This is a genomic window from Leisingera sp. SA215, from assembly GCF_055902035.1.
Genome location: NZ_JBVVXU010000014.1, coordinates 71,154 through 90,925, shown reverse-complemented (window position 1 = coordinate 90,925; position 19,772 = coordinate 71,154). Strand labels below are relative to the sequence as shown.

Annotated in this window: 18 protein-coding genes; 7 read left to right on the top strand and 11 right to left on the bottom strand. The window is 62.0% G+C overall.

Features of this window, described 5'->3' with window-relative positions; translation table 11 throughout:
• The first annotated feature begins 127 nt into the window (after positions 1-127).
• Both deoC and AC0KW6_RS15595 read left to right on the top strand, forming a co-directional pair.
• Positions 128-1,117: a deoxyribose-phosphate aldolase gene (gene deoC, locus AC0KW6_RS15600; RefSeq protein WP_474035342.1), complete on the top strand. Its 990-nt coding sequence runs from the start codon at positions 128-130 to the stop codon at positions 1,115-1,117.
• Positions 1,118-1,128: 11 nt separating this feature from the next.
• Positions 1,129-3,465 carry an aldehyde dehydrogenase family protein gene (locus AC0KW6_RS15595; RefSeq protein ID WP_474035341.1) on the top strand — a complete coding sequence of 779 codons (2,337 nt, stop codon included), beginning with the start codon at positions 1,129-1,131 and terminating at the stop codon, positions 3,463-3,465.
• Positions 3,466-3,648: 183 nt separating this feature from the next.
• On the opposite strand, the gene rpsO is transcribed toward AC0KW6_RS15595, so the two are convergent.
• From rpsO to AC0KW6_RS15580, 3 genes are all read right to left on the bottom strand, one after another.
• Positions 3,649-3,918, bottom strand: coding sequence for a 30S ribosomal protein S15 (rpsO, locus tag AC0KW6_RS15590; RefSeq protein WP_024088374.1), 270 nt, complete (start codon positions 3,916-3,918; stop codon positions 3,649-3,651).
• Between the two features lie 161 nt (positions 3,919-4,079).
• Positions 4,080-5,087 carry a calcium-binding protein gene (locus AC0KW6_RS15585; protein WP_474035340.1) on the bottom strand — a complete coding sequence of 336 codons (1,008 nt, stop codon included), beginning with the start codon at positions 5,085-5,087 and terminating at the stop codon, positions 4,080-4,082.
• Between the two features lie 84 nt (positions 5,088-5,171).
• A complete protein-coding gene (locus AC0KW6_RS15580) occupies positions 5,172-5,684 on the bottom strand; it encodes a DUF1643 domain-containing protein (protein WP_323777910.1) in 513 nt (170 codons plus the stop codon).
• Between the two features lie 126 nt (positions 5,685-5,810).
• Between AC0KW6_RS15580 and AC0KW6_RS15575 the strand changes: the two genes are divergently transcribed.
• A complete protein-coding gene (locus AC0KW6_RS15575) occupies positions 5,811-6,005 on the top strand; it encodes a hypothetical protein (RefSeq protein WP_323777876.1) in 195 nt (64 codons plus the stop codon).
• A gap of 296 nt (positions 6,006-6,301) precedes the next feature.
• Here AC0KW6_RS15575 and truB read toward each other — a convergent pair whose 3' ends face one another.
• Positions 6,302-7,213: a tRNA pseudouridine(55) synthase TruB gene (truB, locus tag AC0KW6_RS15570; RefSeq protein ID WP_323777878.1), complete on the bottom strand. Its 912-nt coding sequence runs from the start codon at positions 7,211-7,213 to the stop codon at positions 6,302-6,304.
• 159 nt (positions 7,214-7,372) lie between these two features.
• On the opposite strand from truB, the gene AC0KW6_RS15565 reads away from it, so the two are divergent.
• Positions 7,373-8,026, top strand: a complete 654-nt coding sequence (locus AC0KW6_RS15565; protein WP_323777880.1) for an RluA family pseudouridine synthase — start codon at positions 7,373-7,375, stop codon at positions 8,024-8,026.
• Positions 8,027-8,035: 9 nt separating this feature from the next.
• Here AC0KW6_RS15565 and AC0KW6_RS15560 read toward each other — a convergent pair whose 3' ends face one another.
• Positions 8,036-8,584: a helix-turn-helix domain-containing protein gene (locus AC0KW6_RS15560; RefSeq protein ID WP_323777882.1), complete on the bottom strand. Its 549-nt coding sequence runs from the start codon at positions 8,582-8,584 to the stop codon at positions 8,036-8,038.
• 117 nt (positions 8,585-8,701) lie between these two features.
• Between AC0KW6_RS15560 and AC0KW6_RS15555 the strand changes: the two genes are divergently transcribed.
• Together AC0KW6_RS15555 and AC0KW6_RS15550 are read left to right on the top strand one after the other, a co-directional pair.
• Entirely contained in the window at positions 8,702-9,409 is a 708-nt protein-coding gene (locus AC0KW6_RS15555; RefSeq protein ID WP_323777911.1) for an AzlC family ABC transporter permease, read from the top strand.
• Complete coding sequence (locus tag AC0KW6_RS15550; protein WP_323777884.1) at positions 9,402-9,695, top strand: AzlD family protein; 294 nt, start codon at positions 9,402-9,404, stop codon at positions 9,693-9,695. Before AC0KW6_RS15555 ends, AC0KW6_RS15550 begins: the two co-directional genes overlap by 8 nt.
• A gap of 298 nt (positions 9,696-9,993) precedes the next feature.
• Here AC0KW6_RS15550 and AC0KW6_RS15545 read toward each other — a convergent pair whose 3' ends face one another.
• Positions 9,994-11,433: an aldehyde dehydrogenase family protein gene (locus tag AC0KW6_RS15545; RefSeq protein ID WP_323777886.1), complete on the bottom strand. Its 1,440-nt coding sequence runs from the start codon at positions 11,431-11,433 to the stop codon at positions 9,994-9,996.
• A 288-nt stretch (positions 11,434-11,721) separates the two neighbouring features.
• Between AC0KW6_RS15545 and AC0KW6_RS15540 the strand changes: the two genes are divergently transcribed.
• Positions 11,722-12,375, top strand: a complete 654-nt coding sequence (locus tag AC0KW6_RS15540) for a peroxiredoxin (protein WP_323777888.1) — start codon at positions 11,722-11,724, stop codon at positions 12,373-12,375.
• Between the two features lie 67 nt (positions 12,376-12,442).
• On the opposite strand, the gene AC0KW6_RS15535 is transcribed toward AC0KW6_RS15540, so the two are convergent.
• The 5 genes from AC0KW6_RS15535 to AC0KW6_RS15515 all read right to left on the bottom strand — a co-directional run bounded on the left by AC0KW6_RS15535 (position 12,443) and on the right by AC0KW6_RS15515 (position 19,654).
• Positions 12,443-13,603 (bottom strand): rhamnan synthesis F family protein, encoded by a 1,161-nt coding sequence (locus AC0KW6_RS15535; protein WP_323777890.1) that lies wholly within the window; start codon positions 13,601-13,603, stop codon positions 12,443-12,445.
• 41 nt (positions 13,604-13,644) lie between these two features.
• Entirely contained in the window at positions 13,645-14,505 is an 861-nt protein-coding gene (locus tag AC0KW6_RS15530; protein ID WP_323777892.1) for a glycosyltransferase family 2 protein, read from the bottom strand.
• A gap of 100 nt (positions 14,506-14,605) precedes the next feature.
• Positions 14,606-16,750 (bottom strand): polyribonucleotide nucleotidyltransferase, encoded by a 2,145-nt coding sequence (gene pnp / locus AC0KW6_RS15525; protein WP_323777894.1) that lies wholly within the window; start codon positions 16,748-16,750, stop codon positions 14,606-14,608.
• A 244-nt stretch (positions 16,751-16,994) separates the two neighbouring features.
• Positions 16,995-18,314: a M16 family metallopeptidase gene (locus AC0KW6_RS15520; RefSeq protein ID WP_323777896.1), complete on the bottom strand. Its 1,320-nt coding sequence runs from the start codon at positions 18,312-18,314 to the stop codon at positions 16,995-16,997.
• Positions 18,311-19,654: a M16 family metallopeptidase gene (locus tag AC0KW6_RS15515; protein ID WP_474035339.1), complete on the bottom strand. Its 1,344-nt coding sequence runs from the start codon at positions 19,652-19,654 to the stop codon at positions 18,311-18,313. The genes AC0KW6_RS15520 and AC0KW6_RS15515 overlap by 4 nt, the downstream gene beginning before the upstream one ends.
• Positions 19,655-19,772 lie beyond the last annotated feature (118 nt).

The window sequence follows — 19,772 nt, the reverse complement described above, 5'->3', positions numbered from 1 at the left end:
TGCCAGCAAAGCCCGGACACCAATAATTTGTCCAATCAGTCAAAAACCGGCGGCGCTGGTTGGCTTCGCTTGCCAATATACCGCACCCGTGCGAATTTCGCACGGAACTCTGCTGAGGACTCCCCGAATGGAAAGCCAAACCGCTGAACGAAGCGCGCAGCTGCCGCAACTGGCCGAACCGCGCAATCCGGGCATGGCGCTGGACCTGGACTGGGTCGCTGCCGTACAGGCCAATACGTCCGCCATCGAACGCCGCTGTGCCACCCTGCCGGGCCGCCGCAGCGTGAAGAAAGACCACCAGGCGGCATGGCTGCTGAAAGCCATCAGCCTCATTGACCTCACCACGCTCTCTGGCGATGACACCGAGGGCCGTGTCCGCCGCCTGTGCGCCAAGGCCCGTCAGCCGGTCACCGCCGATGTACTGCGCACACTGGGGATGGAAGGTCTCACCACCGGGGCGGTCTGCGTTTACCACGACATGATCCCCACCGCGGTTGCCGCATTGCAAGGCACTGGCATTCCGGTGGCCGCGGTCTCCACCGGTTTCCCGGCAGGCCTGTCCCCCTTCCACCTGCGGCTGGCGGAGATTGAGGAAAGCGTCAAGGCAGGCGCTGCGGAGATCGACATCGTGATCTCCCGCCGCCATGTTCTGACCGGCAATTGGCAGGCGTTGTATGACGAGGTGAAAGCCTTCCGCCAGGCCTGCGGCGACGCCCATGTAAAGGCGATCCTGGCGACCGGCGAACTGGGCTCTTTGCGCAACGTGGCACGTGCCTCGCTGGTCTGCATGATGGCGGGTGCCGATTTCATCAAAACGTCAACCGGTAAGGAAAGCGTCAACGCCACCCTGCCCGTCAGCCTAGTGATGATCCGTGCCATCCGCGACTATTGCGACCATACCGGCTGCCGCGTCGGCTACAAACCCGCGGGCGGCATCTCCAAAGCCAAGAACGCGCTGGTGTACCTTGCACTGATAAAAGATGAGCTGGGCGACCGCTGGCTGCAGCCCGACCTGTTCCGTTTTGGCGCCTCCTCGCTGCTGGGCGATATCGAGCGCCAGCTGGAGCATCATGTCACCGGGGCATACTCCGCCGGTTACCGCCACGCGATGGGCTGAGGGCTGACATTATGACCATCAAAGAGATTTTTGACACCATGGACTACGGCCCCGCCCCCGAAAGCGCCGCCGAGGCACTGGCCTGGCTGGTCGATCAGGGCAGCCGGTTCGGCCATTTCATCAACGGCGAATTCACCGCTCCCGGCGACGGATTTGACAGCCGGAATCCCGCCACCGGAGAGGTGCTGGCCACCCTGACTCAGGCCACCCAAAAGGACGTGGACGCCGCAGTTGAAGCCGCCCGCAAGGCGCAAGGCAAATGGCAGGAGCTTGGCGGTCCGGGCCGAGCCAAATACCTCTATGCCATTGCCCGGCTGCTGCAGAAGCATTCCCGCCTGTTTGCAGTGCTGGAAACGCTCGATAACGGCAAGCCGATCCGCGAATCCCGCGACATCGACGTCCCGCTGGCCCAACGGCATTTCTACTATCACGCAGGCATGGCCCAGCTGATGGAAAGCGAACTGCCGGACGCCGAGGCCTTGGGCGTCTGCGGTCAGATCATCCCTTGGAATTTCCCGCTCCTGATGCTGGCCTGGAAGATCGCGCCTGCAATTGCGATGGGCAACACGGTGGTGCTGAAACCGGCGGAATACACCTCGCTCACAGCGCTTTTGTTTGCCGATATCTGCCGACAGGCCGGCCTGCCCGACGGCGTTGTCAATATTGTCACCGGCGACGGCGCGGCGGGAGAGATGATCACCGCGGCAGACGTGGACAAGATCGCCTTCACCGGCTCCACGTCGGTCGGCCGCCGGATCCGCGAGGCCACCGCAGGCAGCAGCAAGGCACTGACGCTCGAACTCGGCGGCAAGTCCCCCTACATTGTCTTTGACGATGCCGATATCGACAGCGCCATCGAAGGTCTTGTTGATGCGATCTGGTTCAACCAGGGTCAGGTCTGCTGTGCAGGCTCGCGCCTGTTGGTGCAGGAAGGCATTGCCGGGCGGTTCCATACCAAGCTGAAGACCAGAATGGACGGCTTGCGGATTGGCAACCCTCTGGACAAATGCATCGACGTGGGCGCCGTGGTCGACCCGGTGCAGCTGGACACCATTTCCCGCCTGGTCGCAGCCAACCAGGCGGGCACCATGCATCAGGCCCAAGTGGAAATGCCTGAAAGCGGCTGTTTCTACCCGCCGACGCTGATTGAAGGCCTGTCGCCTGCCGATCCGCTGATGCAGGAAGAAATCTTTGGCCCGGTGCTGGTCTCCTGCACTTTCCGCACCCCCGCCGAGGCGGTGGAGCTGGCCAACAACACCCGTTACGGGCTGGCGGCAACGGTCTGGACCGAGAACCTGAACCTGGCGCTCGACATGGCGCCGAAACTGGCAGCCGGCGTCGTCTGGATCAACGGCACCAACATGTTCGATGCTGCGGCCGGCTTCGGCGGCGTGCGCGAAAGCGGCTTTGGCCGCGAGGGCGGCTGGGAGGGCTTGACCGCATACACCCGCTCCAAAGCCAAGACAAAACCGCTGGCCAAAGCAGAACCGTTTGACGGCAACGGCGCGCCGGCAGATCCGCTGGACCGCACCGCCAAACTGTACATCGGCGGGAAGCAGGCCCGCCCGGACAGCGGTTATTCCCAGGCGGTCTACAGCAAGTCCGGAACGCTTTTGGGCCATGCCGGCCTTGCCAGCCGCAAGGACGTCCGCAACGCAGTCGAAGCCGCTGCGGACGCAAATGGCTGGTCCAGGACCACAGGGCATTTACGGGCGCAAATCCTCTATTACATCGGTGAAAACCTTTCAGCCCGCGCCGCGGAATTTGCCGCCCGCATCGACGCGATGACGGGCAAGAAGACCGGCACGGCTGAGGTTGAAACCTCGATCCAGCGCTTGTTCACCGCGGCTGCCTGGGCCGACAAATACGACGGCCTGATCCACGGCGTGCCGATCCGCGGCGTGGCACTTGCAATGAAGGAACCTGCGGGTGTGATTGGCGCGCTTTGCGCCGATGAGGCGCCGCTGCTGGGTTTGGTCTCGGCAATGGCCCCTGCAATGGCTATGGGCAACCGGATGGTACTGGCGGCCTCCGAGCCCTTTCCGCTGGCGGCCACCGACTTCTACCAGGTTCTGGAGACATCAGACGTGCCTGCAGGCGTGGTCAACATCCTGACCGGCAGACACACCGAGCTGGCCAAACCGCTGGCCTCGCATCTGAACGTGGATGCGGTCTGGAGCTTCTCCTCCACCGATCTGTCAGCGGCGATCGAGGCCGCATCGGCAGGTAATCTGAAACGGACCTGGGTCAACAACGGCACCGCCACCGACTGGACGCAGGACCACACCAAACGGTTTTTGCAGGAAGCCACCGAGATAAAGAACATCTGGGTGCCTTACGGCGAGTGAAGCACAGGTCCCCAGCGCCTGCCTGTTTCTGGTCAAGACCTAACGCGCCGCTCCTTCCGGGGCGGCGTTTTCCATGCAGCCCTGCCCGCATGCCAGGCCCAAACCCAAGCCCACAACGGGACTTGCGGACAAAAAAACGCCCGCTCCTTACGGAACGGGCGCAAAATCCGGGATAAGCGCGGATTAGCGGCGGATGCCGAGGCGCTTGATCAGGTCCTGGTAACGGGCCTCATCCTTGCCTTTGGTGTAGTCCAGCAGCTTGCGGCGCTGAGCAACCATCTTCAGAAGGCCACGGCGGCCGTGGTTGTCCTTCTTGTGGGTTTTGAAGTGCTCAGTCAGGGTGTTGATGCGCGAGGTCAGGATTGCAACCTGGACTTCCGGCGAACCGGTGTCGCCGTCCTTGGTCGCGAATTCTTTCATCAGGCGTGTTTTTTCTTCTGCAGTGATCGACATCGGGGTCTCCTTAAAAGGTTAGAGTGGATGGCACAGGCCGGGATGTCGTCCAGCACAGGCCCATGGAGGAACCTGCCGCAGAATCGCAGCAGATGCGGGCGTATATGATGTTTCGGTATTAAAGGCAAAGATTAACTGCCAGCGGGTGGTTCCGTGCGGGCCTACTGCGGCAGCAACCCGGTTGCAACGGCAGAGGCTGGGTCGATCAGGACCAGATCCGCCGCTGTCATCCCCTTGGCTCCGATGAGCCGCAAGGCCGGCTCGCCGTTGACAAGGATAACTTGCTCGTCTTCTGCCCCGGGGGTTTGACGCAATTCTACCGAAGGTTCTTCGCCGTCTTCGAAATCCCAGACCAGCACCAGCTTATCTTCATGTGAATCGAAATCCACCAGGTGCACGGCATCTTCGGTCCCGGTCCAGTGGCCCGCCATGAACTGATCATCGCCGGCACCGCCGGTCAGCACATCCCCGGTCCCGGCAATCAGTGTGTCATCACCGGCTCCACCATTGACATAGTCCTGGTCCGCGCCGTCCCCGGCACCGGAAACGACATCATTTCCATAACCGCCATACAGCGCATCCCCGCCGCCGCCGCCAACAAGGCTGTCATTGCTGTCATTTCCATGCAGCGTGTCGTGGCCCTGACCGCCTTCGAGCCAATCTTCGCCCTGTCCGCCGTGCAGCAGATCCGCACCGCCGCCGCCCTGCAGCATGTCATCTCCGAAATGCCCAAAGAGACTGTCCTCTCCAGCGCCGCCCTGCAGCACGTCCGCACCGTCTTCGCCATGCAGCAGGTCCTGGCCTGGGCCGCCGGACAGGCTGTCATCTCCGCTATCGCCATGCAAAACGTCGTTGCCCTGGCCCCCGCCGATCCAGTCATTACCGCTGTAGCCGCCAAGCTGGTCATCGCCATCACCGCCGCCAAGGCTGTCAGCCGCCCCGGATCCCGCAATGATGTCATTGTCATCGGTACCGGTTACGGTGCTGCCATCCGGTTCGATATATCCGCCGGCCAGCCCATCCCCGCCGGTATCCGCCTCCGGACCGGGCCCGGAGGACGTTTCGTCGCCCTCCGGGGTTTCGTTATCAACCAGGACCGCGCTGCCCACCGCAACAAGACCAAGAACACTCGCCAGCCACAACATTGCCCGCTCTACCTCAACAAACACTTATACCCACCCGCACGATCACACGCGGTGATTGCGAATGCAAAACAAATGGAGAACATCAGTTAACGGGCCTTGAAGATACCGCTATCGCTGAAGCCAAAGCTCTGGTTGCCGGGTGTAGGCGATATAAAGCGGGTGCTTCGGATGGCCTGCCTTGCTGAGCCCGAGGTGGTGCAACGGCTTTCCGGTTGCGCGCAGCGCCGCAGTAACCCGCGCCCCTTGCCCGCAATGCTCGCCATGGGTGCCCCAAGCGCAAATAACCATATCGGCCCACTCCATTCCTTGCAGTATGGCCGGCATGTTGTCCGGGCCCTCTGGTTCCTCCAGCTGCCGCATCCCGCGCGGATCGGTGACCCGGCAGGCAAAGATGTTTGTGGCCCTGAAGCCGCCGAACCCCAATACCCGTGCACGGCGTTCGCAGCGTTCGATGGTGGGATCGTTCTGCACCTCGGTTGCAGTAGAAGGATTGAGCATCACGAACATCACCCGCGGCCCGGCAGGGTTCCAGACCCGGGTCAGGCTGTAGCGGTAGGTTTCGCAATCCGAATAAACGGCAGTTGAGGGCGCATCGCCCTTGGTGTGGCTGCGGATGATCATCATCCGCCTTTAACAAAACTGTTCCGCCCGTCCAAGTTTCCAGACCAGCGGACCACGTCCTTGAAGTGAATTGCCCGGTATCATGGCACATTAAAGACGTCAGCGAACGCACATGCTTTTCCGGCCTTGAACGATGTGCCACTGGGCGACGCCGAAACCCGTAAGGCCGAAGTCTATGGCGCAGATCTGAAAGACAGTCCTGATAGCCGCCGTATCGGGCCCTTCTCGAATGCAGCCCCCGCACATTTCGACGCGATCCTCAGCCAGACAATACCGCCATTGCTGCGCTGCCTGGCGGCCAGTCAGCATTGCCTTTTATGACAAGTGCTCAATTGATGAAGACGGGTGGCGGTATGCAGCCGGAAATCCGATCACACCGGAGCAAGGCACGGCAGCCAATGTGATATTGACGTCGCAACAGGATCAATATGTATCAGCCACCAGTTACGATGCCGACCCGGTCTGACGCCATAAGCAGGCGTGCGGGTGAAGTAAATCATCCCTGGAAAGAATGGGTCAGCAATTCTGGCCCAATGTTTCGCGCGCGAAACATTTAGTCATAGCTACTGACCTATTGGAAACCGCTCCGGTTCGCCTCAGCCCGGCCGTTCAGCGGATCACTCCGGCTGCACGAAAACCCGGCTCGGGTGCAATTCACCGGCTTTGTAGACCCCCACAGCCACTGCCTGACCATCCAGCGACGCCCAGGCTTCATCGCCGTACTCCACATCCGCGGCCATCACCATGCCCGGATTGCCATTACGCAGGCGCACCGCACCCTGTGGAGTGCATTTCAGCTCGGGCAGGTCGGCGAGCCCTTCTTCCAGCGGCCGCAGATACTGGTCCAGGTCAGTGGATTTCGCCAGCTCGTCCACCAGCTCCAGAGTGATACCGTCCTCGGCATCAAACGGGCCGGACCAGATCCGCCGCAGTTGCTTCACATGGCCATAGCAGCCCAGCGCCGCACCCAGATCGCGGGCGATCGAGCGCACGTAGCCGCCCTTGCCGCAGGTCATTTCCAGCACAACGTGATCCTCATCAGGACGGTCCAGCAGGACCAGCTCTTCGACCCACAGCGGGCGGGCAGCAAGCTCGACCTCTTCACCGTCACGCGCCAGTTTATAGGCACGCTGGCCGTCGATTTTCACCGCTGAAAACTTGGGCGGCACCTGCATGATCTCGCCCAGGAAGGGTTGCAGCGCTTCTTTGATCTGCGCGTCGGCGGGGCGTTCATCGCTGGCCGCAATCACCTCGCCCTCGGCGTCGTCGGTATTGGTCGCCGCGCCCAGCCGCACAGTGAAGGTATAGGCCTTCAGCGCGTCGGTGATATAGGGCACGGTCTTGGTTGCCTCCCCCAGTGCCACGGCCAGAACACCGGTTGCCTCGGGGTCCAGGGTTCCGGCATGGCCTGCTTTTTTGGCATCCAGCGCCCAGCGCACCTTGTTCACAACCGCCGTGCTGGTCAGCCCCGCGGGCTTGTCCACCACCAGCCAGCCGGAAATATCGCGCCCTTTGCGTTTGCGTGCCATGCCTAGTCCCCATGTGTACGTGAGGCGCGCCGGTTACCGGATCGCCGGGACAGTGTCAATTTAGCAAATGAACGGTCCCAATGGGAAGCCCGGAGAGAAAACCGATGCCGGCCCGGCCTGTGCTTGCCCCCGCCTGCCTGCGGCGCTAGGCAGGCGCTTATGGCCGTTTCAAGCGAATACACTCCGCCGCAAGACCCGCTGGCGATCCTGCACCGCGATGCCGAGCTGCTGGCGGTGACCAAGCCTGCCGGGCTGCTGTCGGTACCGGGACGCGGCCCGCATCTGGCCGATTGCCTGATTACCCGCATCCAGGCGATGTTCCCCGAAGCGCTGCTGGTGCACCGGCTGGACCGCGATACCTCCGGCGTGATGGTATTCGGCCTCACCCCGCATGCCCAGCGGCACCTGTCGATGCAGTTTGAAAAACGCACCGCAAAGAAGGCTTATGTGGCACGGGTGTCCGGCCGGCTGGAGCCGCGGAGCGGCACAGTGGATTTGCCGCTGATCGTCGATTGGCCGAACCGGCCGAAACAGATGGTCTGCCATGAGACCGGAAAACCCGCCGTCACCGGCTGGCGGGTAATGAAATATGAGGACGGTTCCACGCGGGTGCGGCTGACACCGAAAACCGGTCGTTCACACCAGCTGCGTGTGCATATGCTGTCGCTGGGCCATCCGATCCTGGGCGATCCGCTCTATGCTAGCGGTGCAGCGCTGGAGCATCCCCGGCTGATGCTGCACTCCGAGGAACTGCGGATCAAACACCCCGACAGCGGCGAGTCGCTGAAATTCCGGGTGAAGCCGGAGTTCTGAGGTCCCGGCTCAGGGCGCCTCCATCACCATCGTGAACAGCGTGTCCGGCTGCAGTGCCTCGTAACTGTGCGGATGGTCGCCGGGATAGGTGTAATAGTCGCCGGCGCTCAGCACTTGCTCCTGTCCCTCCGGCCCGGCACGCATCTGCCCGGTGCAGACCAGCATATGCTCCACCGTGCCGCGCGGATGCGGCTGGGCGCGGCGGATCTCCCCCGGCTGCATCACCACCCGGTAGACATCCCGGCGCACATTGGGCGGGCAGCGCGACAGCAGCACCGCGGTGAAATCGGATTGCTCCGATTCCAGAACTTCGCCTTCTCCCGCCCGGATCAGCCTGGTGGCCGGCGCTTCGGTCTCGAACAGCAGGCTCAGAGGGACGTCCAGCGCAGCAGCCAGCGCCCAAAGCGTCTCTACACTGGGGTTTCCGTTGCCTGCCTCCAGCTGCGACAGCGTCGACTTGGCAATGCCGGCGTCGGCAGCAAGCCCCGAGAGCGACTTACCCGCACGGCTGCGCTCGCGCTGGATGGCGGCGGCGATCATCTGATGGGGGGCTGACATGTTCTGTATTTCATCCTTTCGTTCGGCTTGACGAACGAACGAATCGTTCGGTATAGAAGACTCTCGTTCGGTATAGGTGAACGGCCGCCCCGCATCCATAGGAACTCTCACGTGTCCATGCAGGAAACTTCCGCAAGCCCGCCCTTCCGCAACCAGCTGACTGCGGGCCTGCGGGATATCCTGCCGCTGGCGATTGGCGTTGGCGTCTACGGGCTGGCCTTCGGGCTGCTGGCAGCGCAGGCTCAGATGGACGGGTTGCAGACCGGGGTGATGGGGACCATCGTTTTTGCCGGCTCTTCGCAGATCATCGCGGTTGAGCGGCTGATGGCAGGTGCCGGCGCCGGCGCCGCCGTTCTGGCCGGGCTGGCGCTGAACCTCCGGCTGCTGCTGATCACCGCCTCGCTGCAGCAGGACTTCGCCGGGCGGCCCTGGTGGCAGGTTCTGCTGGGGGTGCACCTGGCCACGGATGAGAACTGGGCGCTGATGCACGCGATGCGCGCCCGCGGCCGCCGTGCAGGCTACTGGTACCTGGTGGGTGGCGGCCTCGGGCTGGCGGCGGTCTGGGTGCTGGCCACAGTGGCTGGGGCAACATTTGCCACGGCGGTGCCGGAGCCGCGCTCCCTCGGCATGGATTTCGCCTTCACCGCCGCCTTCATCGCCATCCTGCGTTCGCTGTGGAGCGGCAGCGTGATGCTGCTGCCTTGGGGAGCATCCATCGCCATCGTGCTGCTGGCAGGCCTGCTCACCCCGCTGGACCCAACCTGGACCCTGATCCTGGGCGGCCTTGGCGGCGCCGCAATTGCCGGAGTGCTGGGCGATGACTGAAACATGGGCTCTGATCTTCGCCCTGGCAGCGGCAACCTTTGCCATCCGCCTCTCCGGCTACATGCTGGGCCGCCGGCTGCCGGACCATGGCCCTTGGGCACGGGGCCTGCAGGCTTTGCCTGGCTGTCTGATCCTGTCGCTGGTTACCTATCTGCTGATGCAAGGAGGCCCGCAGGAATGGGTGGCCGGCGCCGTTGCCCTCGCCGTTGCTCTTGCCACCCGGAGCCTGCCGCTGACCATGGCTGCCGGAATCGCCGCAATCTGCCTGATTAGAGCCTTTCTTTAACCTCACCATATCCGGGTCTGCCGCGGGTCAAGGGCCGCGCCAACGGCCGCACGGTTCACCCTTGAGGCGCGGCAGACCGTTCCTACAATGGATCAGGCGTCTTGAGAGGCACTGGTGTCTCTCAAGCGCTTTTCAGCTCTTTTTGCCCGTGCGCAGCACGGGCCGCGCCCAAGGCTGAGGGCCGTCCGGCGCAGCCGGGGGGCTAGCAAGCGCGGGAGCCCCTCCGCTCCGGGACAATAACGGTGCAAAAAGAAAGCCGCCTCAAGAGGCGGCTCTCCAAAACGCTCTGACAGACGGCTTATTCCGCTGCCCAGCCGCCGACGGCTTTGACTTCCAGGAAATCCTCGATCCCCCACTTGCCCCCCTCGCGGCCTTTGCCGGACTGTTTCATGCCGCCAAAGGGCGAGCCCGCGGAACGCGACTTGCCGTTCATTTCCACCATGCCGGAGCGCAGCGCGCGGGCCATGCGGTTGGCGCGGGCGCCATCCTGGGTCTGCACATAGTTGGTGAGCCCGTAAGGCGTATCATTGGCGATCCCGATCGCCTCTTCCTCGTCCTCAAACGGGATGATCGACAGAACCGGGCCAAAGATCTCCTCGCGGGCGATGGTCATCTGGTTGTTCACATCTGCGAAAACGGTGGGTTTCACATAGTAGCCCTTGTTGAGCCCCTCCGGACGGCCGGTGCCGCCAGCCACCAGTTTGGCGCCTTCGTCGATACCCTGCTGGATCAGATCCTGGATCTTGTTCCATTGCAGCTCGTTCACCACTGGGCCGATGTGGCGGCCTTCCTGGCTGGCCGGGCCGACCTCGACCTTGGCGGCCACTTCAGCCGCCTCAGCAACCACGCGGTCATAGACGCTGTTCTGCACCAGCATCCGGCTGGGCGCGTTGCAGCTCTGACCGGTGTTCTGCATCATGTGCAGCACGCCGCGCTTTACCGCTTTTTCGTCGGCATCCTCAAAGATCACATTGGCGCCCTTGCCGCCAAGTTCCAGATCCACTTTCTTCAGGGTCGGCGCCGCAGCCTGGGTGATCGCAATGCCCGCCCGTGTCGAGCCGGTGAAGGAGATCATGTCCACATCCGGATGCGTGGTCAGCTGCGAGCCAACGCCCATACCGTCACCATTCACCAGGTTAAAGACCCCCGCAGGGAAGCCGGCCTCGTGCATCAGCTCGGCAAAGATCATCGCATTCAGCGGGCTTTGCTCGGAGGGCTTCAGCACCATAGTGCAGCCGGCCACCGCCGCTGCGCCGACCTTGAGCGTCACCTGGTTCATCGGCCAGTTCCACGGCGTGATCAGCGCGCAGACGCCTACCGCCTCGTGAATGATGCGGTCGTTGGGGCTGCGCTCGTTCAACGGAGCGTCAAAGTCGAATTCCTTGGCTGCGGCGATGAAGTTGCGCAGGTGCCAGCTGCCGGCACCGACTTGCGACGTGCGCGACAAGTCGATCGGTGCGCCCATTTCCAGCGACATCGCCTGAGCCAGGTCCTCGGCGCGTGCCTCATAGACATCAACCAGCTTTTCCACCAGCGCGATGCGGTCTGCCACCGGGGTGTTCATCCAGCCTGGCAGCGCTGCTTTGGCGGCAGCCACAGCGGCGTTGGTGTCCGCTTCGGAGCCCAGAGAAATGACAGCGCAGGGTTCTTCGGTCGAGGGGTTGATCACCTCAAAGTCATGGGAGGCCACAGGGGCGACCCACTGGCCGTTGATATAAAATTCGCGTTTCTCGAGCATCTCGGGATCTCCCAAATCAGAGGTATTCTGGTTGCCGCCTTGTCGGTTTCGCGGCCACTGTGTCACCGCTCCGGCACGGGGGCAAGGGCGGGGCAAGGGTGTCGCCGCATAATTTGATCAAATTATTGCACGCATTGTCAATGGCCGCTTGGACCGGCTGCAATCTTTCGCCTCGGCGGCTGGCGCCGATTTTTCGTGGTTTCCCGGTACGGGGGCTGTATCGTTGCGTTAGACTACCTAAGTTGCAGTCGAGACGACTCAAAACTCATCTGAAAAGGAGATACGGCCATGGGTTTGCGCATTAACGACACGGTCCCCGATTTTACTGCGGAAACGGATCAGGGCACCATCACCTTTCATGATTGGATCGGCGACAGCTGGGCGATTCTGTTCTCGCACCCCAAGGATTTCACCCCGGTCTGCACCACTGAGTTTTCCGCAGTGGCGCAGCTGAGCGAGGAATGGAAAAAGCGCAACACCAAGGTCCTTGGCGTTTCGGTTGATGGGGTCGAGGACCACAAGAAGTGGAAAAAGGACATCGAGGAATACGGCAACGCGGCGCCGGGCTTCCCGATCATCGCAGATGACGGTCTGGCAGTTTCCAAAGCCTTCGACATGCTGCCCGCCGAAGCCTATCTGCCCGATGGCCGCACGCCTGCAGACAGCGCTACCGTGCGGTCGGTGTTCATCATCGGCCCGGACAAGCAGCTGAAACTGTCGATGACCTATCCGATGACCGTGGGCCGCAACTTTGCCGAGATCCTGCGGGCGCTGGACGGTTTGCAAATGTCGCTGGGCAAGGGTGTTGCCACACCGGCGAACTGGATGCCCGGCGAGGATGTGATCATTCCGCCCACCGTGTCGAACGAGGACGCAAAGGCGAAGTTCGGCGAATTCAAGACCATCTTCCCCTACCTGCGCAAGACCAAGGCACCGGAGTAACCGGCGTTCTCAACTGCAATGCTTGCAAGCCGCCGTCGGGCGGCTTGTTTTTTGTATATTGCTGAGGTCAGTCCGGAGCCGGTGGAAAGTCCGGCGCCCGGCTTTGACGTAATTGACAGGCCTCTGCGGCGAAGACCTGACCAGCTTCGCCCTTCAGCCCGGCCGCAAAACGCAGAGTGATGTCCGACCCGTCCCGGGTCAGCCAGCAGGGCGATTTCTTGAGGAAGGCGAACCCTGCCGCGGCATGCAAGTAGGCAGGCAGCGTATAGCTGACGCCTTGAGTGGCAACGGCGGTCAGGATGAAGGACAGGTAATCTTCCGCGGGGGCGCCGTTTGACAGCAGCCTGGCCTTCAGCGCCGCCAGGCTGGGGCGGCCGAAGATGACCGTTTCTTCGGCGACCTGCCGGATTTCGTCCGGTGGCAGCTGCGCCAGCCGCTGATCCAAATCTGCGGTCTTCAGCACGGCACCATGCGAAAACCCATGTGCCAGCACCCACTGGGTAAGGCCGGTTTCACCCCGCCGGACAATGAATTTCTTGTTGTTGGTCAGCGGGAAGCGCTTCCAGAACTTGATGAAATTCGGATCAGCCATCAGGCCGCCTGACAGCATCAGCGCAAAGGAGCAGTACTGGAAATTCCGGCTGGCGGTAGAATAGCCCCAGTTGATGCTGCGGAAGCGTTCAGCCTCCACCCGCGGATGGCCGTAGTTGCAGGCGGCAGCCGCGAAATCCGCATTCAGTGCTTCGGCCTCCGCCAGCCAGTCGCCTGCACCCGGCAGCGGAAACCACGAGGAATCATTCAGAAGCACCAGCCGGTCAATGCGCTTCAGCCGCGTATGGGCCGTCAGCAGCCCGTCGCGATAGCCGCCGAAGTCATATCCGAAATTCGGGCGTTCAATGCACAGCCAGCAGACTTTGCTCAGCCGCTGCCGATCGGCATCGCCAAGCGGGATGTTGGAGACCACAACCGGGGCAAAACCGCTGTCGATCAGATAGCGCAGAGCGATGAAGTGGGAATCTTGCAGGCCCTGACTGGGGAAAATCAGGTAGACCGCAGGCTGCGGTCCAGCCGGTATGGCGCCCTCGGTGCAGCGGATCTTGCGGGCCAGGACTGCGTCATAATACCAGCGGCCCAGCAGCAGCGAGCCGAGGCGGCTGGGCAGCTGAGTGATCTGCTGCAACGGGCGTTTCAGCTCTCGGGTGATTTTCCAAAGCGGGGGCCGTTTCATGCGGGACGCCTGTAAATTGCAACCATTGTGTGCCAGCCAGATCAGTCTTGCTGCCAAGGCGGCGGGCGGTCCGCGGACTGCTGGCCTGCGCTGCTGAGGATAGCGCGGAAATAGTACCAGTTCTTGGACCGTTTGCGCGCCGACACCAGGTTCAGCGGTGAGATCAGCTGCAGCGACGCTTCCCCCAAGGCCCGCAGGAAGCCAAAAGGCAAGCCGTGCTTGCGGGCGCCGTAGACCCGCGACTGGCCCATGTACCAGGCCTTGAGCGCCGCCGTGCGCGCCGAACGTTCGGTAGCATGGCCCAGAAGGTGCTTCACCTTGGCGCCAAAGACATAGCGCAGCGGCCCGCATTCCGACTTCAGGCGCAGACTGAGGTCGTCGTCCTCGTGGAACAGGAAGATTTTCGGGTCAAAGCCACCGACGTGGTCAAAGGCCGATTTGCGCACCAGCAGCGCACCGCCCGACAGCACCGGAACCTCGCCGTCCTGCTTCGCGGCGTTGCGGCCCAGCCAAAGCGATTTCGGGATCAGCTTACTGCGGCGTTTGAAGAACAGCGACCCGTCGTCTTTGACAATACGGGTGTTGAAAGCGGACGCCTTTGGGTGGGCATCGGCAGCAGCCAACAGATGCTCCAGCGTGTCTTCGAACAGTTCGGCATCAGGGTTCACGAAAAATAGAAACTCAGTGTCCGCCTGTGCCGCCCCCTGATTGCAGGCGGGGCCAAAGCCGGTGTTTTGCGGGTTCGCAATGAATGAGGCGCCATATGCTGCAGCCAGCGAACGGGTGTCCGCCGCATCCCGGGAGGCGTTGTCGACCAGAATGCACGGCACCGAAGAGGGAATGGAGCGTAATAGGCTCTCAACAACGGCGGAAGAATTATAGGTGACCGTTATGATGGTCACACGGGGCGGCAAAGACTGTTCCATGTACGTCCCGGCGGAAATGGAAAACCCGGGGCGCGGATCGCGCGCCCCGGGCTGTTTATGTGCAGTCAGACAGGGATCAGTCCTGCTCTGCTTTTTCTTTCTTTTCCGGCGCGATTTCTTCGCCGGTTTCCTGATCAACGATTTTCATCGACAGGCGGACCTTGCCGCGGTCATCGAAGCCCAGCAGCTTGACCTTCACTTCCTGGCCTTCCTTCAGAACGTCCGAAGGATGGTTCAGGCGACGGTTCTCGATCTGCGAGACGTGCACCAGGCCGTCGCGCTTGCCAAAGAAGTTCACAAATGCGCCGAAGTCGACGATCTTCACAACCTTGCCTGTGTAGACTTGGCCTTCTTCCGGCTCTGCCACGATCGAATGGATCATGTCATAGGCCTTCTTGATGGCCTCGCCGTTCGGGCTGGCGATCTTGATCACGCCATCGTCGTTGATGTCGACCTTGGCGCCGGACACTTCGACGATCTCTCGGATCACCTTGCCGCCGGAGCCGATCACTTCACGGATCTTGTCGGTCGGGATCTGCATGGTCTCGATACGCGGAGCGTGGACCGAGAACTCGGACGCTTCGGTCAGGGCTTTCGCCATCTCGCCGAGGATGTGGATCCGGCCGTCTTTGGCTTGCGCCAGGGCTTTCTCCATGATCTCGGGTGTGATGCCTGCAACCTTGATGTCCATCTGCAGCGAGGTGATGCCGTTTTCGGTGCCTGCCACTTTGAAGTCCATGTCGCCCAGGTGGTCTTCGTCACCCAGGATGTCGGACAGGATCGCGTAGGAGCCGTCGTCTTCCAGGATCAGCCCCATGGCGACACCGGCCACCGGCGCCTTCAGCGGCACGCCCGCATCCATCATTGACAGCGAGCCGCCGCAGACCGAGGCCATCGAGGACGAACCGTTCGATTCGGTGATCTCGGAGACCAGGCGGATAGTGTAGGGGAAGTCGGTTGCCGCAGGCAGAACCGCCTGCAAAGCACGCCAGGCCAGCTTACCGTGGCCGATTTCGCGGCGGCCGGGGCCGCCGACACGGCCGACTTCACCCACCGAGTAGGGCGGGAAGTTGTAGTGCAGCAGGAAGTTGGACTTGAAGTTGCCGTGCAGCGCGTCGATGAACTGCTCGTCGTCGCCGGTGCCCAGCGTGGTCACGACTAGGCCCTGGGTTTCGCCACGGGTGAACAGCGCCGAACCATGGGTCCGCGGCAGCAGGCCGGTTTCGGACACGATCGCACGGATCTCGTCAGTCGCACGGCCGTCGATACGCTTGCCGGTTTTGACAACGTCGCCACGCAGAATGCCGGCTTCCAGCTTTTTCAGCGCGGAACCCAGGTTTGCGTCGCCCAGTTGCTCTTCAGTCAGAGCGGCTTTGATGGTTTCGCGTGCCGCGGCAACAGCGGCGGTGCGCTCCTGCTTGTCGCTGATCGCGAATGCGGCGCGCATCTCGGTTTCGCCGGCCGCTTTGACCGCTTCATATAGCTCGGAGTAATCCGGCGCTTGGAAGTCGAACGGCTCTTTCGCAGCTTCTTCAGCCAGCGAAATGATCAGGTCGATTACCGGCTGGATCTGTTCGTGGGCAAATTTCACCGCACCCAGCATTTCAGCTTCGGACAGTTCGTAGGCTTCCGATTCCACCATCATCACGGCATCTTTGGTACCTGCAACAACCAGGTCCAGACGCTGCTCGGGGTTCAGGCGCAGGTCCTGCATGTCGTCCACGGTCGGGTTCAGAACGTACTCGCCGTCCTCGAAGCCAACGCGGCAGCCTGCGATCGGACCCATGAACGGTGCGCCCGACAGGGTCAGCGCAGCGGAGGCGGCGATCATTGCAACCATGTCCGGGTCGTTGACCAGGTCGTGGCTCAGCACGGTGCACATCACCAGGACTTCGTTCTTGAAGCCGGGAACAAACAGCGGACGGATCGGACGGTCGATCAGGCGCGCGGTCAGGGTTTCTTTTTCGGTCGGACGCGCTTCGCGCTTGAAGAAGCCGCCGGGCACTTTGCCCGCAGCGTAGTATTTTTCCTGGTAATGCACGGTCAGCGGGAAGAAGTCCTGGCCGGGCTTCTGCTGTCGGGCAAAGGTCACGTTGGCCATGACCGAGGTTTCGCCCAGCGTGGCAATCACAGAGCCATCAGCCTGGCGGGCAACCTTGCCGGTTTCCAGTGTGAGCGTCTCTTCGCCCCACTGCATCGATTTTTTCGAAACGTTAAACATCTAGCGTATCCTAAATGGGAGCACTCCCGGCCCTCCGGGTCTCCCGTTGCGTGGCGGCCCCATTGCCGCCGGCCCCATCTATCTTGCTTTCGCGTGCCGGGGCCTGGCACATCGTCTCAGACAAGCTCGCCCTTACATGAGTTTGGGCTAAATTGAAAGGGAAAGCGGCAAGCGCCCGCTGCCGTGCGCGGCAGTGTGCTGTGCAGGATGGCAAGCGGGGCATCGCGGCCCCGCCTGAGGGCTGTCAGTTGGTGGAGGCCAGACCCTCGGGGCGTCCCGCAATGGCGAAATGCAAGCCGTCAGGATCCAAGAATTCCGCGGCAAAGCGGTTCACGTCGTCCAATGTAACCGCATTGATACGGTCATTGCGGGTTTCCACATAGCTGATCGGCAAGTGGTCCATCTGCATGCCAGCGAGGATCGACGCAATACGGCCATTGCCGTCAAAGCGCAGCGGATAGGCGCCGGTCAGATAGGTCTGCGCATCCTTCAGCTCTTTTTCGGTCACGCCCTGTTCGGCCATGCGGCGCCATTCATTGCGGATCACCTCGACCGCTTCGGCCATTTTGCTGTTGGCCGACGCCACCGATCCCATGTAGACCGCCGCCAGATCACGCGGCACCAGATAGGAATAAACGCCGTAGGTCAGCCCGCGATTTTCCCGCACCTCGGTCATCAGCCGGGTTTCGAAAGACCCGCCACCCAGGATCTGATTCATCACATAAGCCGTGAAGAAATTCGGGTCTTCGCGCTTGATTCCCTTTTGGCCGAACAGAGCCACAGATTGCGGGGTATCGAAATCCACAACAGTGACGCCGCCCGTGATGGCGACCTCAGCAGGCCCCGGGATTGGTCCGCCCTCGGCAGGCAAGGCACCCAGAAGCTCATCCAGCAGCAAGCCAAGCTCCTCGGCGGTGATATCCCCCACCGCGCTGACGTACAGCCTATCACGGGCAAAAACCGCCTCATAGGCATCGAAAATATCCTGCCGGCTGAGCGCGGAAACCGACTCCAGCGTCCCCTTGCCGTCACTGGCATAGGGGTGATCGCCATAGGCCATCCGCGAGAAGGCCTCGCCCGCGATCGTGTTCGGGTTCTTGGCATCAGAACGCAGCCCCGCCAGCACCTGGGCCCGGACCCGGTCCAGCGCATCCTGGTCGAACCGCGGCTCAAACAGTGTCTGGCGCAACAGGGCCACCGCATCCTCGCGGTTTTCAGTCAGAAAACGGGCGGAAACGGACACTGAATCCTTGTCGGCATCATAGGAAAACTCCGCCGCCAGGGTTTCCAGTGCGCGGGCGTAATCCTGCGCGCGCAGATCGCCGGAGCCTTCCTCCAGCAATCCGGTCATCATGTGCACCGCCCCGCGTTTCCCCGGGGCATCCAATGAAGTGCCGCCGCGAAAGCGCAGCTCAAGAGCCGAGAAGGGAATCGCATGGTCCTCGACCAGCCAGGCAGTGATGCCGCCAGGAGACGTGACTTCCTCGATCTTAATTCCAGCCCAAGCGGGCAGCGCCAACACAAAAGCCACCAATGATGCCGCAATGAATTTAAGCGAAGTCATTGGGTTACCTCCTGGCTGCGGGTCATCCAGCCTGTAACTGACGTTTCAGGCCGCAGAACCTCCTTTGCGGCGGCGATGATCTCATCCGCCGTGACCGATTGCAGAATCTTGGGCCAGTCCTGCACATCCTGCACGGTCAGCCCGATGCTGAGTGCCTGGCCATAGCGGTTGGCAATTCCGTTCACGTTGTCACGGTTGTATGTTTCTGAAGCGCGCAACTGCAGCTTGATGCGCTCCAGCTGAGCCTCGTCCACGCCCGCCTCCAGGAAGCGGGCAATAGTAGCGTCCAGCGCCTCCTCCGCTTGCTGCATGCTGACGCCTTCGGCCGGAACCACCAGAACAGTGAACGACGTATCGTCCAGCGAGCTGCCCGAATAGAAGGCGCCGGAGTAGACAGCGACCTGCTGGTCGAATTGCAGCGCATCTGCCAGGTAGGAAGTATTGCCGCCACCCAGAAGTTCCGCCAGCAAGTACAGGGCTGCGGCTTTCTGCTGGGCGCCGCTGTCGCGTTCTGGCGCCAGATAGGAACGTTGCACATAAGGCTGGGCGACCCGCGGATCCTCGAAAGTCAGGCGGCGGGCTGCAGTCTGCGGCGGCTCTTGGCTGCGGAAGCGCTCCGGCAGTTCCGGGTTTGCCGGGATCACGCCGTAATACTCCTCGGCAAGCGCCTTCACATCGTCCGGTCCGACATCACCGGAGACCACCAGTATGGCGTTATTGGGCGCATAGTAAGTCTGGTAGAAGGACAGCGCGTCCTCCATATCAAGGCTCTCCATCTCATGGCGCCAGCCAATCACCGGCTGGCCGTAACGGTGATTCAGATATTGCACCGCCTGCAGCTGTTCGCGGAACAAAGCCACCGGATCATTGTCGGTGCGCTGGTTGCGCTCTTCCAGGATAACTTCCCGCTCGGTGGCGATATCCTCTTCGCCGAGCCGCAGATTGGTCATCCTGTCGCTTTCCATCTGCATCATCAGTTCCAACCTGTCGGCGGCGACACGCTGAAAATAGGCAGTGTAGTCATAGCTGGTGAAGGCATTGTCTTGCCCGCCATTGGCCCGCACGGTAGCCGACAGCTCACCCGGCGCCAGTTTATCGGTGCCCTTGAACAACAAATGCTCCAGGAAGTGGGCAACCCCGGACTGGCCCGGCGGCTCGTCAGCAGAGCCGGCCCGGTACCAGACCATCTGCTGCACCACCGGCGCGCGATGGTCCTCAATCACAACCACCTCCATGCCGTTGTCGAGGGTGAACGCCGTCACCGCCTCATTTTCTGCCCGCAGCGGGCCAGTCAGGGCAGCAGTCAGCGCTGCGGCGGCCAATGTGATCCTCTGGATCATCTGGCATCCTCCAATTTCTGCACTTCTGCCCTTGCCTGGCACAGTGCGGTTACTGCTCGTAGATTTAATGCAGCCACAATTCGCCACCCATTGCCATCAGAAAGAGTGCCGATAACCT

Bases quoted from the DNA above. Each gene is read 5' to 3' on its own strand.
- deoC (WP_474035342.1), top strand. From the start codon at position 128: ATGGAAAGCCAAACCGCTGAACGAAGCGCGCAGCTGCCGCAACTGGCC.
- AC0KW6_RS15595 (WP_474035341.1), top strand. From the start codon at position 1,129: ATGACCATCAAAGAGATTTTTGACACCATGGACTACGGCCCCGCCCCC.
- rpsO (WP_024088374.1), bottom strand. From the start codon at position 3,918: ATGTCGATCACTGCAGAAGAAAAAACACGCCTGATGAAAGAATTCGCG.
- AC0KW6_RS15580 (WP_323777910.1), bottom strand. From the start codon at position 5,684: ATGATCATCCGCAGCCACACCAAGGGCGATGCGCCCTCAACTGCCGTT.
- truB (WP_323777878.1), bottom strand. From the start codon at position 7,213: ATGGCACGCAAACGCAAAGGGCGCGATATTTCCGGCTGGCTGGTGGTG.
- AC0KW6_RS15565 (WP_323777880.1), top strand. From the start codon at position 7,373: ATGGCCGTTTCAAGCGAATACACTCCGCCGCAAGACCCGCTGGCGATC.
- AC0KW6_RS15560 (WP_323777882.1), bottom strand. From the start codon at position 8,584: ATGTCAGCCCCCCATCAGATGATCGCCGCCGCCATCCAGCGCGAGCGC.
- AC0KW6_RS15555 (WP_323777911.1), top strand. From the start codon at position 8,702: ATGCAGGAAACTTCCGCAAGCCCGCCCTTCCGCAACCAGCTGACTGCG.
- AC0KW6_RS15550 (WP_323777884.1), top strand. From the start codon at position 9,402: ATGACTGAAACATGGGCTCTGATCTTCGCCCTGGCAGCGGCAACCTTT.
- AC0KW6_RS15545 (WP_323777886.1), bottom strand. From the start codon at position 11,433: ATGCTCGAGAAACGCGAATTTTATATCAACGGCCAGTGGGTCGCCCCT.
- AC0KW6_RS15540 (WP_323777888.1), top strand. From the start codon at position 11,722: ATGGGTTTGCGCATTAACGACACGGTCCCCGATTTTACTGCGGAAACG.
- AC0KW6_RS15535 (WP_323777890.1), bottom strand. From the start codon at position 13,603: ATGAAACGGCCCCCGCTTTGGAAAATCACCCGAGAGCTGAAACGCCCG.
- pnp (WP_323777894.1), bottom strand. From the start codon at position 16,750: ATGTTTAACGTTTCGAAAAAATCGATGCAGTGGGGCGAAGAGACGCTC.
- AC0KW6_RS15520 (WP_323777896.1), bottom strand. From the start codon at position 18,314: ATGACTTCGCTTAAATTCATTGCGGCATCATTGGTGGCTTTTGTGTTG.
- AC0KW6_RS15515 (WP_474035339.1), bottom strand. From the start codon at position 19,654: ATGATCCAGAGGATCACATTGGCCGCCGCAGCGCTGACTGCTGCCCTG.